Annotated in this window: 27 protein-coding genes; all 27 read right to left on the bottom strand. The window is 64.6% G+C overall.

Features of this window, described 5'->3' with window-relative positions; all coding sequences use genetic code 11:
- Window positions 1–90: 90 nt before the first annotated feature.
- Window positions 91–738, bottom strand: a complete 648-nt coding sequence (locus E6C72_RS06975) for an adenylate kinase (RefSeq protein WP_109442515.1) — start codon at window positions 736–738, stop codon at window positions 91–93.
- On the bottom strand, window positions 738–2,078 hold the full coding sequence (gene secY / locus E6C72_RS06970; protein WP_109442514.1) for a preprotein translocase subunit SecY: 1,341 nt from the start codon (window positions 2,076–2,078) through the stop codon (window positions 738–740). The genes E6C72_RS06975 and secY overlap by 1 nt, the downstream gene beginning before the upstream one ends.
- A 123-nt stretch (window positions 2,079–2,201) precedes the next feature.
- Window positions 2,202–2,687: a 50S ribosomal protein L15 gene (rplO, locus tag E6C72_RS06965; protein WP_109051337.1), complete on the bottom strand. Its 486-nt coding sequence runs from the start codon at window positions 2,685–2,687 to the stop codon at window positions 2,202–2,204.
- A gap of 4 nt (window positions 2,688–2,691) precedes the next feature.
- Complete coding sequence (gene rpmD, locus E6C72_RS06960; RefSeq protein WP_014246903.1) at window positions 2,692–2,883, bottom strand: 50S ribosomal protein L30; 192 nt, start codon at window positions 2,881–2,883, stop codon at window positions 2,692–2,694.
- Between the two features lie 2 nt (window positions 2,884–2,885).
- A complete protein-coding gene (gene rpsE / locus E6C72_RS06955) occupies window positions 2,886–3,455 on the bottom strand; it encodes a 30S ribosomal protein S5 (RefSeq protein ID WP_014246902.1) in 570 nt (189 codons plus the stop codon).
- Between the two features lie 12 nt (window positions 3,456–3,467).
- The gene (gene rplR / locus E6C72_RS06950; RefSeq protein WP_063633870.1) at window positions 3,468–3,830 is read right to left on the bottom strand and encodes a 50S ribosomal protein L18; all 363 of its coding nucleotides are present in this window, start codon (window positions 3,828–3,830) and stop codon (window positions 3,468–3,470) included.
- A 5-nt stretch (window positions 3,831–3,835) separates the two neighbouring features.
- Window positions 3,836–4,369 (bottom strand): 50S ribosomal protein L6, encoded by a 534-nt coding sequence (rplF, locus tag E6C72_RS06945; protein WP_012973220.1) that lies wholly within the window; start codon window positions 4,367–4,369, stop codon window positions 3,836–3,838.
- A gap of 13 nt (window positions 4,370–4,382) precedes the next feature.
- Entirely contained in the window at window positions 4,383–4,781 is a 399-nt protein-coding gene (gene rpsH, locus E6C72_RS06940; protein WP_042694090.1) for a 30S ribosomal protein S8, read from the bottom strand.
- 13 nt (window positions 4,782–4,794) lie between these two features.
- Window positions 4,795–5,100: a 30S ribosomal protein S14 gene (gene rpsN / locus E6C72_RS06935; RefSeq protein ID WP_012973218.1), complete on the bottom strand. Its 306-nt coding sequence runs from the start codon at window positions 5,098–5,100 to the stop codon at window positions 4,795–4,797.
- 15 nt (window positions 5,101–5,115) lie between these two features.
- A complete protein-coding gene (gene rplE, locus E6C72_RS06930) occupies window positions 5,116–5,658 on the bottom strand; it encodes a 50S ribosomal protein L5 (protein WP_012973217.1) in 543 nt (180 codons plus the stop codon).
- A 10-nt stretch (window positions 5,659–5,668) separates the two neighbouring features.
- Window positions 5,669–5,986: a 50S ribosomal protein L24 gene (gene rplX, locus E6C72_RS06925; protein ID WP_014246896.1), complete on the bottom strand. Its 318-nt coding sequence runs from the start codon at window positions 5,984–5,986 to the stop codon at window positions 5,669–5,671.
- Complete coding sequence (gene rplN, locus E6C72_RS06920) at window positions 5,986–6,354, bottom strand: 50S ribosomal protein L14 (protein ID WP_012973215.1); 369 nt, start codon at window positions 6,352–6,354, stop codon at window positions 5,986–5,988. The genes rplX and rplN overlap by 1 nt, the downstream gene beginning before the upstream one ends.
- A 19-nt stretch (window positions 6,355–6,373) precedes the next feature.
- Window positions 6,374–6,628, bottom strand: a complete 255-nt coding sequence (gene rpsQ, locus E6C72_RS06915) for a 30S ribosomal protein S17 (RefSeq protein WP_042694099.1) — start codon at window positions 6,626–6,628, stop codon at window positions 6,374–6,376.
- Window positions 6,629–6,640: 12 nt separating this feature from the next.
- Window positions 6,641–6,847 (bottom strand): 50S ribosomal protein L29, encoded by a 207-nt coding sequence (gene rpmC / locus E6C72_RS06910; protein ID WP_012973213.1) that lies wholly within the window; start codon window positions 6,845–6,847, stop codon window positions 6,641–6,643.
- Window positions 6,844–7,275, bottom strand: coding sequence for a 50S ribosomal protein L16 (rplP, locus tag E6C72_RS06905; RefSeq protein ID WP_014246894.1), 432 nt, complete (start codon window positions 7,273–7,275; stop codon window positions 6,844–6,846). The genes rpmC and rplP overlap by 4 nt, the downstream gene beginning before the upstream one ends.
- Window positions 7,276–7,287: 12 nt before the next feature.
- Window positions 7,288–8,037 carry a 30S ribosomal protein S3 gene (rpsC, locus tag E6C72_RS06900; protein ID WP_012973211.1) on the bottom strand — a complete coding sequence of 250 codons (750 nt, stop codon included), beginning with the start codon at window positions 8,035–8,037 and terminating at the stop codon, window positions 7,288–7,290.
- Window positions 8,037–8,432, bottom strand: coding sequence for a 50S ribosomal protein L22 (rplV, locus tag E6C72_RS06895; RefSeq protein WP_012973210.1), 396 nt, complete (start codon window positions 8,430–8,432; stop codon window positions 8,037–8,039). The genes rpsC and rplV overlap by 1 nt, the downstream gene beginning before the upstream one ends.
- A 3-nt stretch (window positions 8,433–8,435) precedes the next feature.
- Window positions 8,436–8,714 (bottom strand): 30S ribosomal protein S19, encoded by a 279-nt coding sequence (gene rpsS / locus E6C72_RS06890; RefSeq protein ID WP_012973209.1) that lies wholly within the window; start codon window positions 8,712–8,714, stop codon window positions 8,436–8,438.
- Window positions 8,715–8,726: 12 nt separating this feature from the next.
- A complete protein-coding gene (rplB, locus tag E6C72_RS06885; protein ID WP_042694104.1) occupies window positions 8,727–9,554 on the bottom strand; it encodes a 50S ribosomal protein L2 in 828 nt (275 codons plus the stop codon).
- 16 nt (window positions 9,555–9,570) lie between these two features.
- Window positions 9,571–9,888 (bottom strand): 50S ribosomal protein L23, encoded by a 318-nt coding sequence (locus E6C72_RS06880; RefSeq protein WP_012973207.1) that lies wholly within the window; start codon window positions 9,886–9,888, stop codon window positions 9,571–9,573.
- Window positions 9,885–10,505: a 50S ribosomal protein L4 gene (gene rplD, locus E6C72_RS06875; RefSeq protein ID WP_109154401.1), complete on the bottom strand. Its 621-nt coding sequence runs from the start codon at window positions 10,503–10,505 to the stop codon at window positions 9,885–9,887. The genes E6C72_RS06880 and rplD overlap by 4 nt, the downstream gene beginning before the upstream one ends.
- Before the next feature lie 5 nt (window positions 10,506–10,510).
- Complete coding sequence (rplC, locus tag E6C72_RS06870; RefSeq protein ID WP_063633867.1) at window positions 10,511–11,221, bottom strand: 50S ribosomal protein L3; 711 nt, start codon at window positions 11,219–11,221, stop codon at window positions 10,511–10,513.
- Window positions 11,222–11,281: 60 nt separating this feature from the next.
- A complete protein-coding gene (gene rpsJ, locus E6C72_RS06865) occupies window positions 11,282–11,590 on the bottom strand; it encodes a 30S ribosomal protein S10 (protein WP_012973204.1) in 309 nt (102 codons plus the stop codon).
- 536 nt (window positions 11,591–12,126) lie between these two features.
- Window positions 12,127–13,317, bottom strand: coding sequence for an elongation factor Tu (tuf, locus tag E6C72_RS06860; protein WP_014246875.1), 1,191 nt, complete (start codon window positions 13,315–13,317; stop codon window positions 12,127–12,129).
- 38 nt (window positions 13,318–13,355) lie between these two features.
- Complete coding sequence (gene fusA, locus E6C72_RS06855) at window positions 13,356–15,428, bottom strand: elongation factor G (RefSeq protein ID WP_109865361.1); 2,073 nt, start codon at window positions 15,426–15,428, stop codon at window positions 13,356–13,358.
- A gap of 27 nt (window positions 15,429–15,455) precedes the next feature.
- On the bottom strand, window positions 15,456–15,926 hold the full coding sequence (gene rpsG / locus E6C72_RS06850) for a 30S ribosomal protein S7 (RefSeq protein WP_012973202.1): 471 nt from the start codon (window positions 15,924–15,926) through the stop codon (window positions 15,456–15,458).
- A gap of 12 nt (window positions 15,927–15,938) precedes the next feature.
- A complete protein-coding gene (gene rpsL, locus E6C72_RS06845) occupies window positions 15,939–16,310 on the bottom strand; it encodes a 30S ribosomal protein S12 (RefSeq protein ID WP_012973201.1) in 372 nt (123 codons plus the stop codon).
- Between the last annotated feature and the right edge of the window lie 104 nt (window positions 16,311–16,414).

The following is a 16,414-nucleotide window of genomic DNA, read 5'->3' as shown; positions in this document are numbered from 1 at the left end:
CCCGCTCGCGCCCTGAATTGTCCGCAAAACGAGAAGGCCGCAGCCTCCCGACGGAGACTGCGGCCTTTACCTTGCGATCGGTGACTGTCCTCAGCTGGCGAGGATCGTCTCGATCTGCTTGGTCACCTCATCGATGTCGGCCATGCCGTCAACCACCTTCAGCACGCCGCGGCCCTGGTAATAGGGCAGGATCGGCGCTGTCTGCTGGTGGTACTGGGCCAGACGGGTCGTCACCGTCTCCGCATTGTCATCGGCGCGCCGCTTGAACTCGGTGCTGCCGCAGACATCGCAGACGCCCTCGACCTTCGGCTTCTCGAAGCTGTCGTGATAGCCCTTGCCGCACTTGGCGCAGGTGTAACGGCCGGTGATGCGCTCAACCAGCACGTCGTCGACCACCCGCATCTCGACCACATGGTCGAGCTTCAGGCCCTTCTCGTCCAGCATCCGATCGAGCGCCTCGGCCTGGGCCACGGTGCGCGGGAACCCGTCGAGGATGAAGCCGTTCTTGACGTCGGGCTTGGAAATGCGCTCGGCGATCATGCTGACCATCAGCTCGTCCGGCATCAGCTTGCCGGCGGCCATGATCTCCTTCGCCTGCTGCCCGAGCGGCCCGCCTTCCGCCACCATGGCGCGGAGCATGTCGCCGGTCGACAACTGCACCAGACCACGAGTGTCTTCCAGACGGCGCGCCTGGGTCCCCTTCCCGGCGCCCGGCGGACCGAGCAGTATGAGGTTCATTACTTTCTCCCCCGAAGCTTCGATTTCTTGATCAATCCCTCATACTGGTGGGCCAGCAGGTGGGAATGAATCTGCGCGACCGTGTCCATCGTGACGGTGACCACGATCAGCAGGCTGGTGCCGCCAAAATAAAACGGAACCGAGTGCTGGGATATCAGGATTTCGGGGAGGAGACAAACCGCCACAAGGTAGGCGGAGCCGATGACCGTCAGCCGCGTCAGCACATAGTCGATGTGGTCGGCGGTGTTCTTGCCCGGACGGATGCCCGGGATGAAGCCGCCATACTTACGCAGGTTGTCGGCCGTCTCCGTCGGGTTGAAGACGATGGCGGTGTAGAAGAAGCAGAAGAACACGATCAGCGAGGCGTAGAGCAGCATATAGAGCGGCGTGCCGTGCGCGACGTAGCGCGACACCGCCTGCAGCCACTCCGGCCCCTCGCCGCCGGCGAAGCCGACCGCGGTCAGCGGCAGCAGCAGCAGCGACGACGCGAAGATCGGCGGGATGACGCCGGCCGTGTTCATCTTCAGCGGCAGGTGCGACGCTTCGCCACCGAACACCCGGTTGCCGACCTGACGCTTCGGGTACTGCACCAGCAGGCGGCGCTGGGCGCGCTCCATGAAGACGATGAAGAACACCACACCGACCGCCATCACCAGCATCAGGATGATGAAGACCGTGGACAACGCGCCCTGCCGGCCGAGTTCCAGCGTGTTGACCAGCGCGCGCGGCAGTTCCGCGACGATGCCGGCGAAGATGATCAGCGAGGTGCCGTTGCCGATGCCGCGCGCGGTGATCTGCTCGCCCAGCCACATCAGGAACATGGTGCCGCCGACCAGCGTGATGACCGTGGCGATGCGGAAGAACAGCCCTGGATCGAGAACCGCCGCACCCGTGGAGCCGCGCATCGCCTCGAGCCCGACCGCGAGGCCGTAAGCCTGGACGGTGGCGAGGACGACGGTGCCGAATCGGGTATACTGGTTCAGTTTCTTGCGCCCCGCCTCGCCTTCCTTCTTCATGGCTTCCATCTGCGGCGACACGGCGGTCAGCAACTGCACGATGATGGACGCCGAGATGTACGGCATGATGTTGAGCGCGAAGATGGTCATGCGGTGGAGCGCACCACCGGCCAGCATGTCGAACATGCCGAGGATGCCGCTGCCCTGCTGCTTGAAAACGTCCTGCAGGATGTGCGGATCAATGCCCGGAATCGGGATGTAGGTGCCCAGCCGATAGACGATCAGGGCCGCCAAGGTGAACCAAATCCGCTTTTTCAGCTCGGTCGCCTTGGAGAAAGCCCCGAAATTGATGTTGGCGGCAAGCTGCTCGGCCGCTGATGCCATGGTCCAATCCCTGTCCCGTAAGCGCGAACGGGGCGGCACTGCATGACGCAGGCCGCCCCTCGCGACTTCGCTTTTTGTAGTGCCCCGAAAGCCCGTACGCAAGCACGGGCTTGTCGCGGAACTTTACTCGGCGGCTTCGGCGGCGGGAGCGGTCAGCGTGACGCTGCCACCCGCCTTCTCGACGGCCTCGATCGCCGACTTGGACGCGCCGGCGACCGTGAAGGACACCTTCGCGGTCAGCTCGCCCTTGCCCAGCAGACGGACACCGTCCTTCTTCACCTTGCCGGTGACGCCGGCGGCGTTGAGCGCCGCGGCATCGATGGTCTCGGCGGCGTTCAGCTTGCCCAGGTCGATGGCCTTCTGGACCATGCCCAGGTTAACCACCGAGTATTCCTTGGCGAAGATGTTCCGGAAACCGCGCTTCGGCAGGCGGCGGTGCAGAGGCATCTGCCCGCCTTCGAAGCCGTTGATCGCCACGCCGGTGCGCGAGGTCTGACCCTTCACGCCGCGGCCAGCGGTCTTGCCCTTGCCCGAACCGATACCGCGACCGACGCGCATGCGCGCCTTGCGGGCACCGGCGTTGTCACGCAGGTCATTCAGCTTGGTCATGATCTCAGCCCTCGTTCTCGACGCGGACCAGGTGCGCGACCTTGGCGATCATGCCCCGCACGGCTGGAGTGTCCTCCAGCTCGCGGGTCCGGTGCAGCTTGTTGAGACCCAGACCGACCAGCGTTTCGCGCTGGTCGTGCTTGCGGCCGATCGGGCTGCCGATCTGGGTCACGACGACGGTCTTCTTCTCCGCCATGATCAGGCCTCCTGTCCGGCGCCGGCCTCACGACGGCCGAGGATGTCGCTCACGCGACGACCACGACGCGCCGCGACCGACCGCGGGCTGGTGACCTGGGTCAGGGCGTCGAAGGTCGCCTTGATCATGTTGTGCGGGTTCGACGTGCCGATCGACTTGGTCACGACGTCAGCGACGCCGAGAGCCTCGAAGATCGCGCGCATCGGACCACCGGCGATGATGCCGGTACCGGCCGGAGCGGCCCGCAGCACGACCTTGCCGGCACCGAAGTGACCGTTGGTGTCGTGATGCAGCGTGCGGCCTTCGCGCAGCGGAACACGGATCATGCCGCGCTTGGCCTGATCGGTCGCCTTGCGGATGGCTTCCGGGACCTCGCGGGCCTTGCCCGAACCGACGCCGACGCGGCCCTTGCCGTCGCCGACGACGACCAGAGCGGCGAAGCCGAAGCGACGACCACCCTTGACCACCTTGGCGACGCGGTTGATGCCGACGAGCTTTTCGATCAGCTCGCTTTCTTCCCGCTCGCGCGGCTGCCGGTCGCGGTTGTCCCGCTCCCCACGTTCACGTGCCATATCCGGGCCTCCTTAGAACGACAGCCCGCCCTCACGGGCGGCGTCGGCCAGGGCCTTGACCCGGCCATGGTAAATGTAACCACCGCGGTCGAACACGACCTCGGTAATCCCAGCGGCCTTGGCGCGCTCGGCGATCAGGCCGCCGATGCGCTTGGCAGCATCGACGTTGCCGCCGTGCTTGAGCTGCTCGCGCAGCTCCTTCTCGAGCGACGAGGCGGACGCGAGCGTCTTGCCATTTTCGTCGTCGATGATCTGGGCGTAGATGTGCAGATTGGACCGGAAGACCGAGAGGCGAACGCGCCCGCCGGCCTTCTTGGCAATCTGCGCGCGCACGCGCTGCTTGCGGCGCTCGTGGAGTTGCTTTGGCTTCAGCATGGCGGTTACTTCTTCTTACCTTCCTTGCGCAGGATGGTTTCGGTCTCGTACTTGATGCCCTTGCCCTTGTAGGGCTCCGGCTTCTTCCAACCGCGGATCTCGGCGGCAACCTGGCCGACCTTGTGCTTGTCGTAGCCGCTGACCGAGATGGCCGTCGGCTTGTCGCACTTGATCGTGATGCCTTCCGGGATCGGGTACTTGACGTCGTGCGAGAAGCCGAGCTGGAGAACCAGCTCCTTGCCCTGCACGGCGGCGCGGTAACCGACGCCGTTGATTTCCAGGTTGATCGTGTAACCCTGGCTGACACCGGTGACCATGTTGTTGATCAGGGTGCGCGAGGTCGCCCACATGACGCGGGCGCGCTTGCTGTCGTTTGCCGGCTTCACCACCACCTTGCCGTCTTCCAGCGAGGCGGTGATGTCGTCGATCAGGGTCAGGCTGAGTTGCCCCAGCTTGCCCTTGGCCGTGACCTGCTGACCGTCGACCTTCACGTCGACGCCAGCCGGGACCGGCACGGGATGCTTGCCAATGCGCGACATCTGCCAATCCCCCTTAGAACACGCGGCAGAGGACTTCACCGCCAACGTTGGCGGCGCGGGCCTCATTGTCCGACATCACGCCGCGCGGGGTCGACAGGATCGACAGACCGAGCCCGTTGTAGACACGGGGCAGGTCGGCGATCTTCGAATAGACGCGACGGCCGGGCTTCGACACACGGGCGATCTGCTTAATGACAGGCTCGCCTTCGTGGTACTTCAGCTCGATCTTCAGGTTCTTGACGCCCGGACGCAGTTCTTCCTCGGACCAGCCGCGGATGAAGCCTTCACGCTTCAGAACTTCCAGGACATTGACACGCAGCTTAGACGCCGGGGAAACCACAACGGACATGCGGGCGTGCTGACCGTTGCGGATGCGGGTCAGCATATCGCCGAGCGGATCGCTCAAAGACATTCTCGGACCCTCCTTACCAGCTCGACTTCGTCATGCCCGGGATCTGGCCGGTCGAGGCCAGTTCACGGAGCGTGACGCGGGACAGCTTGAACTTGCGATAGAACGCGCGCGGACGCCCGGTCATTTCGCAGCGGTTCCGGATGCGCACCTTCGAGGAGTTGCGCGGCAGTTCGGCCAGCTTGAGGCGGGCAGCGAATTGCTCTTCCGGCGGGAGGGTCTTGTCGTTCGCGATGGCCTTAAGGCGCGCACGCTTGTTCGCGTACTGCTTGGCCAGCTTGGCGCGACGCTTGTTCTTTTCGATGGCACTGGTCTTAGCCATGGTCGTGCTCCAGCCTCAGCTCACGAACGGCATGTCGAAGCCCTTCAGGAGAGCCTTGGCTTCCTGGTCGGTCTTCGCCGAAGTGACGATGATGATGTCCATGCCGCGGATCTGATCGATCTTGTCGTAATCGATCTCCGGGAAAATGATCTGTTCCTTGACGCCCATGGCATAGTTGCCACGGCCGTCAAAGCTGTCACCCGGGATGCCACGGAAGTCACGGACGCGCGGCAACGCAATCGTCACCAGGCGATCCAGGAACTCGTACATGCGGTCGCGACGGAGCGTGACCTTGCAGCCGATCGCCATGCCTTCGCGCAGCTTGAACTGGGCGATCGACTTGCGCGACTTGGTCACCACCGGCTTCTGGCCGGTGATGGCGGCCATCTCGGCCACGGCGAGCTGGATCTTCTTGGAGTCGGCGACAGCCTCGCCAACACCCATGTTGACCACGATCTTCTCGATCCGCGGAACTTCCAGGTCGTTCTTGTAGCCGAATTCCGACTTCAGAGCGGCGCGGATCTTGGAATCGTAAACTTCTTTCAGACGTGCGGTCATGCCCGGGTCCTCACAGGTCAATGACTTCGCCGGACCGCTTGGCGACACGCACCTTGCGGCCATCCTCAAGGATCTTGAAACCGACGCGGGTCGGCTTGCCATCCTTGGGATCGACGTGAGCGAGATTGGAGACGTTGATCGGCGCCTCCATCTCGATGATGCCACCCTGCGAGCGGGCGCTGGCACGCTGGTGCTTCTTCACCACGTTCACGCCCTGCACAACGGCACGGTTCTCCTTGGGGAAAACCTTCAACACCTCGCCGGTCTTGCCCTTGTCACGGCCGGTCAGGACAACGACCTTGTCCTTGGTCTTGATCTTGGCGGCCATTACAGCACCTCCGGCGCCAGCGAGATGATCTTCATGAACTTCTTGCCGCGCAGCTCGCGAGTGACCGGCCCGAAGATACGGGTGCCGATCGGCTCGCCCTGCTTGTTGATCAGCACGGCGGCATTACGGTCGAAACGGATCGCCGACCCGTCCTCCCGACGCAGTTCCTTCGCGGTGCGGACGATGACGGCGCGATGCACGTCGCCCTTCTTGACGCGGCCCTTCGGAATGGCCTCCTTGACCGAGACGACGATGACGTCGCCCACGGTCGCGACCTTCCGCTTGGACCCGCCAAGCACCTTGATGCACTGCACCCGGCGCGCCCCGCTGTTATCGGCGACTTCCAGGTTGGTTTGCATCTGGATCATTGTTTACGACCTTTCGTTATCACGCGGCGCCGCTGTCGGCGGCGGACTCCGTCACGACCGTCCAACGCTTGGACTTCGAGATCGGGCGGCATTCGATGATCGAAACGGTATCGCCGACCTTGAACTGGTTGCCCTCATCGTGGGCGGCGTACTTCTTCGACTGACGAATGAACTTCTTGTACACGGGGTGCATGACACGGCGCTCGACAAGAACCGTAACGGTCTTGTCGCACTTGTCGCTGACCACCGTGCCCTGCAGAACGCGGCGAGGCATGGATGATCCCCCTTACTTGCCGGCGTCGGCGGAGCGGGCACGCTCGCCGAGGATGGTCTTGATGCGGGCGATGTCGCGGCGCACCGTGTTCACCCGCGCGGTGTTCTCCAGCTGGCCGGAGGCCTTCTGGAAACGCAGGTTGAATTGCTCCTTCTTGAGCTGGAGGAGCTGATCGTTCAGCTCGTCCGCGCTCTTCGTACGAATGTCTACGGCCTTCATGCCGCGGTCTCCTCGACACCGCCCAGGCGGGTCACCAGCTTCACCTTGATCGGCAGCTTCGCGGCCGCCAGAGCGAAGGCGGTTTTTGCCACATCTGCCGGCACGCCGTCCAGTTCAAACAGGATGCGGCCGGGCTTCACGCGGGCCGCCCAGTACTCCGGCGAACCCTTACCGGAACCCATGCGGACTTCGGCGGGCTTGGTGGAGACCGGGAGGTCCGGGAAAATGCGGATCCAGACGCGGCCCTGACGCTTCATCGCGCGGGTGATCGCGCGGCGGGCCGCTTCGATCTGACGGGCGGTGATGCGCTCCGGCTCCAGGGCCTTCAGGCCGAAGGAGCCGAAATTCAGGGCGGTGCCGCCCTTGGCGTTGCCGTGGATGCGGCCCTTGTGGGCCTTACGGAATTTCGTGCGCTTGGGAGAAAGCATCGCTCGGCCCCTTTACTCGCGTTCGGAGCGCTCGGAGCGCTCGCGACGGTCGCGGCGATCGTGCCGCTCGCGGCGCGGCTCGCCGTCGGTCGACACCGGCTCGGACCCCATGCGCTTGTCCTGCGCCATCGGATCGTGAGCCATGACCTCGCCCTTGAACACCCACACCTTGACACCGCAGGTGCCGTAGGTGGTCTTGGCGGTGCCCACACCGTAATCGATGTCGGCGCGCAGGGTGTGCAGCGGAACGCGGCCTTCGCGGTACCACTCCATGCGGGCGATTTCCGCACCGCCGAGGCGGCCCGAGCAGTTGATCCGGATGCCCTGGGCGCCCAGACGCATGGCGGACTGCACGGCGCGCTTCATGGCGCGACGAAATGCCACACGGCGCTCGAGCTGGCTGGCGATGTTCTCGGCGATGAGGCGAGCGTCGATTTCCGGCTTGCGGATCTCGACGATGTTCAGGCTCACCTCGCTGCCGGTCATCTTCGACAGCTCAAGACGCAGCTTCTCGATGTCCGCGCCCTTCTTGCCGATCACCACGCCCGGACGGGCCGAGTGGATGGTGATGCGGGCCTTCTTGGCCGGACGTTCGATCACGACGCGCGAGCAACCGGCCTGCTGCAGGCGACCCTGCAGATAGCCGCGCAGCTTCAGGTCCTGATGCAGCAGATTGGCGTAGTCGCGCTTGGCGAACCAACGGCTGTCCCAGGTCCGGTTGATGCCGAGGCGCAGCCCGATCGGATTGATTTTCTGACCCATTACTCGGCCCCCTCGGCAACGGCGGCGTCACGCTCGCGAACGATGATCGTCAGGTTGCTGAACAGCTTCTCGACCCGGGCGCCGCGACCGCGGGCACGGGCGTGGAAGCGCTTCATCACCAGAGCGCGACCGACCGTCGCCGACGACACGTAGAGACGGTCGACGTCGAGCTGGTGGTTGTTCTCGGCGTTCGCGATCGCGGCCTGCAGAACCTTCTTCACTTCGCCGGCGATGCGGCGCTTGGAGAAGGTCAGCTCGGCCACGGCGCGGCTGGCATCCATGTTCCGGATCAGCTGGGCGACGAGGTTGAGCTTCCGCGGGCTGGTGCGGATCATCGGATTGCGGGCCAGAGCCTCGTTCTCCGCGACCCGGCTGGGGTTGGCAGACTTGCCCATGGCTTACTTCCTCTTCGCCTTCTTGTCCGCCGCGTGGCCATAGAAGGTCCGCGTCGGAGCGAACTCGCCGAACTTGTGACCGATCATGTGCTCGGTAACCAGAACCGGCAGGAACTTGTGGCCGTTGTAGACGCCGAACGTCAGACCGACGAACTGCGGCAGGATGGTCGAACGACGCGACCAGATCTTGATGATCTCGTTGCGGCCCGAAGCCCGGCTCTTGTCCGCCTTCTTCAGCAGATAGCCGTCGACGAACGGGCCCTTCCAAACGGAGCGTGCCATCGTTCGACCTCCTTACTTCGAATGACGGCGGCGCAGGATCAGGCCATCCGTCTTCTTGTTGTGACGAGTCTTCTTGCCCTTGGTCGGCTTGCCCCACGGCGTGACCGGATGACGGCCGCCCGAGGTGCGACCCTCACCACCACCATGCGGGTGGTCGATCGGGTTCATGGCGACGCCACGGACCGACGGACGCACGCCGAGCCAGCGGTTGCGACCGGCCTTGCCAAGGTTGGTGTTCATCTGGTCCGGGTTGGACACGGCACCCAGGGTGGCCATGCACTCGCCACGAACCATGCGCAGCTCGCCCGAGGGCAGCTTCAGCTGGGCATAGCCGCCGTCGCGGCCGACCAGCTGCAGGTAGGTGCCAGCGGACCGAGCCACCTGACCACCCTTGCCGGCCTTCAGCTCGACATTGTGCACGATCGAACCGACCGGGATGTTCTTCAGCGGCATCGCGTTGCCGGGCTTCACGTCGGTGCGCTCGCCGGAGATCACGGTGTCGCCGACCTTCAGGCGCTGCGGCGCCAGGATGTAGGACAGCGTCCCATCCTGGTACTTGATCAGCGCGATGAAGGCCGTGCGGTTCGGATCGTATTCCAGCCGCTCGACGGTGGCCGGAACGTCGAACTTGCGACGCTTGAAGTCCACCAGACGGTAGGTACGCTTGTGACCGCCACCCATGCGGCGCGCAGTGATGCGGCCGGTGTTGTTGCGGCCGCCGGACTTGGTCAGGCCCTCGGTGAGGGTCTTGACCGGCTTGCCCTTCCACAGCTCCGAGCGGTCGACGATGACCAACTGGCGGAGCGACGGAGTAATCGGGCGGTATTGCTTCAGAGCCATCGGATCACACTCCCGCTCAGATGCCCGTGGTCACGTCGATCTTGTTACCCTCGGCGAGGGTGACGACGGCCTTCTTGAAGTCCGAGCGACGGCCGATGGTGCCGCGGAACCGCTTGGTCTTGCCCTTGGAAACCAGGGTGTTGACCGCGGTCACCTTGACGTTGAAGAGACCTTCAACGGCGGCCTTGATCTCCGGCTTGGAGGCCGTGAGCGGCACGCGGAACGTGACCTGGTTGTGCTCCGACACCAACGTCGACTTCTCGGTGATGACGGGAGCGAGGATCAGGTCGTACATCCGCTCCTGGCTCACCGCAGGTTTCGACTGCTTGCTCATTTCAGGCGAGCCTCCAGTTGCTCGACCGCGTTGCGGGTCAGGACCAGCGTATCGCGGCGGAGAATGTCGTAGACGTTCGCACCCTGCTCCGGCAGCACGTCGATCAGCGGGATGTTGCGCGAAGCCTTGGCGAAGTTCTCGTCCAGGTTCGAGCCATCGATGATCAGCGCCGAAGTCAGGCCGAGGGTGGCGAGACGGGCCGCCAGTTCCTTGGTCTTGTGCGTCTCGGCGGCCGCAGCCTCCAGGACGATCAGCTTGCCCTCGGCGGCCTTGGCCGACAGGGCGGTCTTGAGCGCCAGCTTGCGGACCTTCTTGGTCAGGTCGTGGGCGTGCGAACGCACCACCGGCCCGAAGATGGTCGCACCGCCGCGGAACTGCGGCGAACGGATGGAGCCCTGACGAGCCCGGCCGGTGCCCTTCTGCCCGTAGGGCTTCTTGGTCGTGCCGCTGATCTCGCTGATGCCCTTGGTCTTGTGGTTGCCGGAGCGGCGCTTGGCCAGCTGCCAGTTCACCATGCGGGCCAGCAGGTCGGTGCGGGCCGGCAGACCGAACACGGCGTCCGACAGCTCGATCTCGCCGACGGCTTCGTTGTTCAGATTCTTGATCGTGGCCTTCATGGCGCTCACTCCTGCGTCTCGGCCGGGGCTTCCGCCGCCGGAGCAGACTTGATGCCGGCCGGGAAGGGCAGGCCTTCCGGAGCCTTCTTCTTGACGGCGTCACGGATGCGCAGCCAACCGCCCTCGGCGCCGGGGACGGCACCCTTGAGCATGATCAGACCACGGGCTTCGTCGACGGCGACGACCTGCAGGTTCAGGACCGTGACCCGCTCGTCACCGAGATGGCCGGCCATCTTCTTGTTCTTGAAGACCTTGCCGGGATCCTGACGGTTACCCGTCGAACCGTGCGAACGGTGCGACACCGACACGCCGTGCGTGGCGCGCAGACCACCGAAGTTCCAGCGCTTCATCGCACCGGCAAAGCCCTTGCCGATGGAGGTGCCGGTGACGTCGACGTACTGGCCGGCGACGAAGTGGGCGGCCGACAGCTCGGCACCGACCTCGATCAGGGCATCGGCATCGACGCGGAACTCGACCAGCTTGCGCTTCGGTTCCACACGCGCCTTGGCGAAATGCCCACGCTCAGGCTTGTTGACGTTCTTGACCTTGATGGCGCCCGCGCCGAGCTGGACGGCGGTGTAGCCATCCTTGTCCTCGGTACGAACGGCGACGACCTGGCAGCTGTCGACTTTCAGCACAGTGACCGGAACATGCTGGCCGTCGTCCGTGAAGACGCGGGTCATGCCGACCTTCTGCGCGATCAAACCGGATCGCATTGTTCTTTATCTCCTGACCAGGGACATCCGCTTACCGGAGAGGTCCCTTACCAACCAAAATCAGAGCTTGATCTCGACGTCGACGCCGGCGGCGAGGTCGAGCTTCATCAGCGCATCCACGGTCTGCGGCGTCGGATCGACGATGTCGAGCAGGCGCTTGTGGGTGCGGATCTCGAACTGCTCGCGCGACTTCTTGTCGATGTGCGGCGAGCGGTTCACGGTGAACTTTTCGATGTGCGTCGGCAGGGGAATCGGGCCCCGCACGCGCGCGCCGGTCCGCTTGGCGGTGTTGACGATCTCGCTGGTCGACTGGTCGAGCACGCGATGATCGAACGCCTTCAGACGGATGCGGATGTTCTGGCTGTCCATGTCCAAACGTCCCTTGCACCTTCTAGCGATGACGCGGACGCGTCACCGGAACTCCACGAGCTTGCTTTGGGGCATCGCCGACAGCGCAAGGCCGCGCGCCGAACCACCGAAGCGGGGTTGACGGGCGGCACTGTGACCGATGCGACGGGCCGATACGAAAAGAAACATCCCCTGCGCGGATCGCGCGGAGGGGATGTTTCGATCAGCAGACGGCGCGCCCCACTGGGAGGCGCGCCGTGCCGTTCGTCTCGGGCTGCGTCTAGGCCGAAGCTGCCTACCACCAACCCAAATCCAGAGGGCGTAATCTCTAGGCGTTCAGCGCCCGCGTGTCAATCCTGAATCTCCCCCCGGATCGGAGGAAGCTGGCTTGACAGGCGGACGGCTCCGAACACCGACGCCCGATGGCTAGAACCGGGCGGGCCGCTCATCCCGCTTGCGCGGGGAAGACGGCCCGTCTCTACTTACAACCGGCGGCAGGATCGCTCCCAACGCCCTTCCCTTCCGGCCGTCACCCTGCGGCGGAGCCGGACGGGTCGTCACTCGACGATCTTGGCAACGACGCCGGCGCCCACGGTGCGACCACCCTCGCGGATGGCGAAGCGCAGGCCCTCGTCCATGGCGATCGGGGCGATCAGCGCCACTTCCATGGCGACGTTGTCGCCCGGCATCACCATCTCGACGCCTTCCGGCAGCGACACCATGCCCGTCACGTCCGTCGTACGGAAGTAGAACTGCGGACGGTAGTTGGTGAAGAACGGGGTGTGGCGGCCGCCCTCTTCCTTCGTCAGGATGTAGGCTTCGGCCTTGAACTTGGTGTGCGGGGTGATCGAACCCGGCTTGGCCAGAACCTGGCCGCGCTCGACGTCCTCGCGCTTCGTGCCGCGCAGCAGCGCGCCGATGTTGTCGCCGGCCTCACCCGAGTCGAGCAGCTTGCGGAACATCTCGACGCCGGTCACCGTCGTCTTCACCGTCGCCTTCAGGCCGACGATCTCGACTTCGTCACCGACCTTCACGATGCCGCGCTCGACACGGCCGGTCACCACGGTGCCGCGGCCCGAGATCGAGAACACGTCTTCGATCGGCATCAGGAACGGACGGTCCTTCGGACGCTCCGGCTGCGGGATGTACTCGTCCACCGTCTTCATCAGCGCCAGGACGGCGTCACGGCCGATCTCCGGCTGACGGTCTTCCAGGGCGCACAGGGCCGAGCCCTTGGTGATCGGAATGTCGTCGCCCGGGAACTGGTAGGAGGACAGCAGCTCGCGAACTTCCAGCTCGACCAGCTCCAGCAGCTCCGGATCGTCGACCATGTCGACCTTGTTCATGAACACGACCAGCGCCGGAACGCCAACCTGGCGGGCCAGCAGGATGTGCTCGCGGGTCTGCGGCATCGGGCCGTCAGCGGCCGACACGACCAGGATCGCGCCGTCCATCTGGGCGGCGCCCGTGATCATGTTCTTCACATAGTCGGCGTGGCCGGGGCAGTCGACGTGCGCGTAGTGGCGGTTGGTCGTCTCGTACTCGACGTGCGCCGTCGAGATCGTGATGCCGCGCGCCTTCTCTTCCGGCGCCTTGTCGATCTGGTCGTAAGCGGTGAAGGTGGCGCCGCCGGACTCCGCCAGCACCTTCGTGATCGCCGCCGTCAGCGACGTCTTGCCGTGGTCGACGTGGCCGATCGTGCCAACGTTGCAGTGCGGCTTGTTCCGCTCGAACTTTGCCTTCGCCATGGGGTGGTCTCTCCGTTTCTCAATCGTTCCAGCGGTCTTCAGGCCACCTTGGCGCGGACGCCGTCCGCGATGGCCTGTGGCACCGGCTCATAATGGTCGAACTGCATGCTGTACTGCGCACGGCCCTGACTCATGGAGCGCAGGGAGTTCACATAGCCGAACATGGCCGCCAAGGGAACCAGTCCCGTGACGATTCGCGCGTTCCCGCGCTGATCCATGCCGGTGATCTGTCCGCGGCGACCGTTCAGGTCACCGATGACATCGCCCATATAGTCGTCCGGCGTGATGATTTCGACCCGCATCAGCGGTTCCAACAGCACCGGAGCAGCCTTTGTCATAGCCTCGCGGAAGGCAGTCCGCGCCGCAAGTTCGAAGGCCAGCGGCGAGCTGTCGACGTCATGCGCCTCGCCGCCGGTCAGGGTCACCTTCACGTCGACCACCGGATAGCCGGCAACGACGCCGCTGTCCTTCGCCGCCTCCAGCCCCTTCTGAACGCCGGCGACGAACTCGCGCGGCAAGCCGGCCGCCCGGTTCTCGAAAACGAAACCAGCGCCGCGCTCCAATGCCTCCAGCTTCAGCGTCACGCGCGCGAACTGTGCGCGGTCACCGGTCTGGCGGGCATGGACATGGTCGATCTCGGCGGAGCGCATCACGGTTTCGCGATAGGCGACCTTCGGGGCGCCGACGGCGGCATCGACGCGGAATTCGCGCTTCATGCGGTCGACGATGATGTCGAGATGCAGTTCGCCCATCCCGCGGATCACCGTCTGGCCACTTTCTCGATCGACCGAGACCTGAAGCGACGGGTCCTCATGGCCAAGACGGTTCAAAGCAGCCGCCATCCGATCATGGTCGGCGTTGGTTCGCGGCTCCACCACGATTTCGATCACCGGCTCGGGGACATCAAGGCGTTCCAGCACGATCGGCTTGGCCGGATCACACAGCGTATCGCCGGTCGCCGTCTGCTCCAGACCGGCGAAGGCCACGATGTCGCCGGTATGGGCGCGCTCGATGTCTTCGCGGCTGTTGGCGTGCATCAACAACATGCGGCCGATCTTCTCGCGCTCACCCTTCACCGGGTTCAGCAGCGAATCGCCGACGCTGGCGGTACCGGAATAGATGCGACAGAAGGTGAGCGTCCCGACATAGGGATCGTTCATCACCTTGAAGGCGAGGCCGGAGAACGGAGCACTGTCGTTGGCCGCACGCTCTTCCGACCGCTCGCCGCCAACGGCGTGGCCCTTCACGGCGCCGATGTCGTTCGGCGCCGGCAAGTAATCGACCACGGCATCGAGCATCGGCTGGATGCCCTTGTTGCGGAAGGCGGAACCGCAAAGAACCGGGACAAGGGCGCCGGAAATCGTACCCTTGCGGATCAGCGCGCGCAACGCATCGGGCGCCGGCTCCTCGCCGCGCTCCAGATAGGCGGCCATTGCCGCCTCGTCGAGGTCGAGTACAGCCTCCAGCAGCGCCTGACGGGCATTTGCTGCCGATCCGGCCAGTTCCTCGGGAATGTCTCTGTGTTCGAATTCGGCGCCGAGGGTCTCGGCCTTCCAGATCGTGGCGCGCATTGCCACAAGATCGACGACCCCGGCAAAGCCGGTTTCGCTGCCGATGGGCAATTGAAGAACCAGCGGCTTCACGCCCAATCGATCGGCCATCTTGGCGACGCAGCCGGCGAAGTCCGCGCCGACGCGGTCCATCTTGTTGACGAAAGCCATGCGGGGCACGCCGTACTTGTCGGCCTGCCGCCACACGGTCTCGGTCTGGGGCTCAACCCCCGCAACCGCATCGAAGATGGCAACGGCGCCATCCAGAACACGCAACGACCGCTCGACCTCGATGGTGAAATCCACGTGGCCGGGCGTATCGATGATATTGATGCGGTGGTCGCGCCAGAAACAGGTCGTGGCCGCCGAAGTGATGGTGATGCCCCGCTCCTGCTCCTGCTCCATCCAGTCCATGACGGCGGTGCCGTCATTGACCTCGCCCATGCGATAGGACTTGCCGGTATAGAACAGGATGCGCTCGGTCGTCGTCGTCTTGCCGGCATCGATGTGAGCCATGATGCCGATGTTGCGGTAACGGTCGAGGGCGTGCGAACGGGGCATGCAAAATCACCAGGACAGGCGTGAACCTTACCAGCGGTAGTGCGAGAACGCCTTGTTGGCTTCCGCCATGCGGTGCGTGTCTTCGCGCTTCTTCACGGCAGTGCCGCGCTGGCTGGCGGCGTCGAGCAGCTCACCCGACAGACGCTCGGTCATGGTGTTTTCCGAGCGGGCGCGGGCGGCGCTGATCAGCCACCGGATGGCCAGGGCCTGGGCGCGGTCCGAACGGACCTCGACCGGAACCTGGTAGGTCGCACCGCCGACGCGGCGCGAGCGGACTTCGAGGTGCGGCTTCACGTTGGCGAGGGCGTCGTGGAAGACCTGAACGGGATCGTTCTTGGTCTTGACCTCGATACGGCCGAGCGCACCATAGACTATGCCTTCGGCGGCCGACTTCTTGCCGTCCAGCATCAGGCAGTTCATGAACTTCGTCAGGACGCGGTCGCCATACTTGGCGTCCGGCAGGACTTCACGCTTCTCGGCGCGATGACGACGGGACATCGTGAGTTCTCCTTACTTCGGACGCTTCGCGCCGTACTTCGAACGACGCTGCTTACGATCCTTGACGCCCTGGGTATCCAGCGTGCCGCGAATGATGTGGTAGCGAACGCCGGGAAGATCCTTCACACGACCGCCGCGGATCATGACCACCGAGTGTTCCTGGAGGTTGTGACCCTCGCCAGGGATGTAGCTCGTCACCTCGAAGCCGTTCGTCAGACGAACGCGGGCGACCTTACGGAGCGCCGAGTTCGGCTTCTTCGGGGTGGTGGTGTAAACGCGAGTGCAGACGCCACGCTTCTGCGGGCAGGCCTCCATCGCGGGAACCTTGTTGCGCGCGGCCAACGGCTCGCGCGGCTTACGGATCAACTGGTTGATCGTCGGCATATCTGCCCTTCATCCCTTCAAGATCACTCGGCCGGACGAGCCGGACGAAGCAAAAGCCCGCCTGCGAAACGTTGCCGTTCCGAGCGGGCTGAATGAGCGAAAGC

It is taken from the genome of Azospirillum sp. TSH100 (genome assembly GCF_004923295.1).
Lineage (GTDB): Bacteria > Pseudomonadota > Alphaproteobacteria > Azospirillales > Azospirillaceae > Azospirillum.
This window is presented reverse-complemented; position numbering and strand designations above follow the sequence as displayed.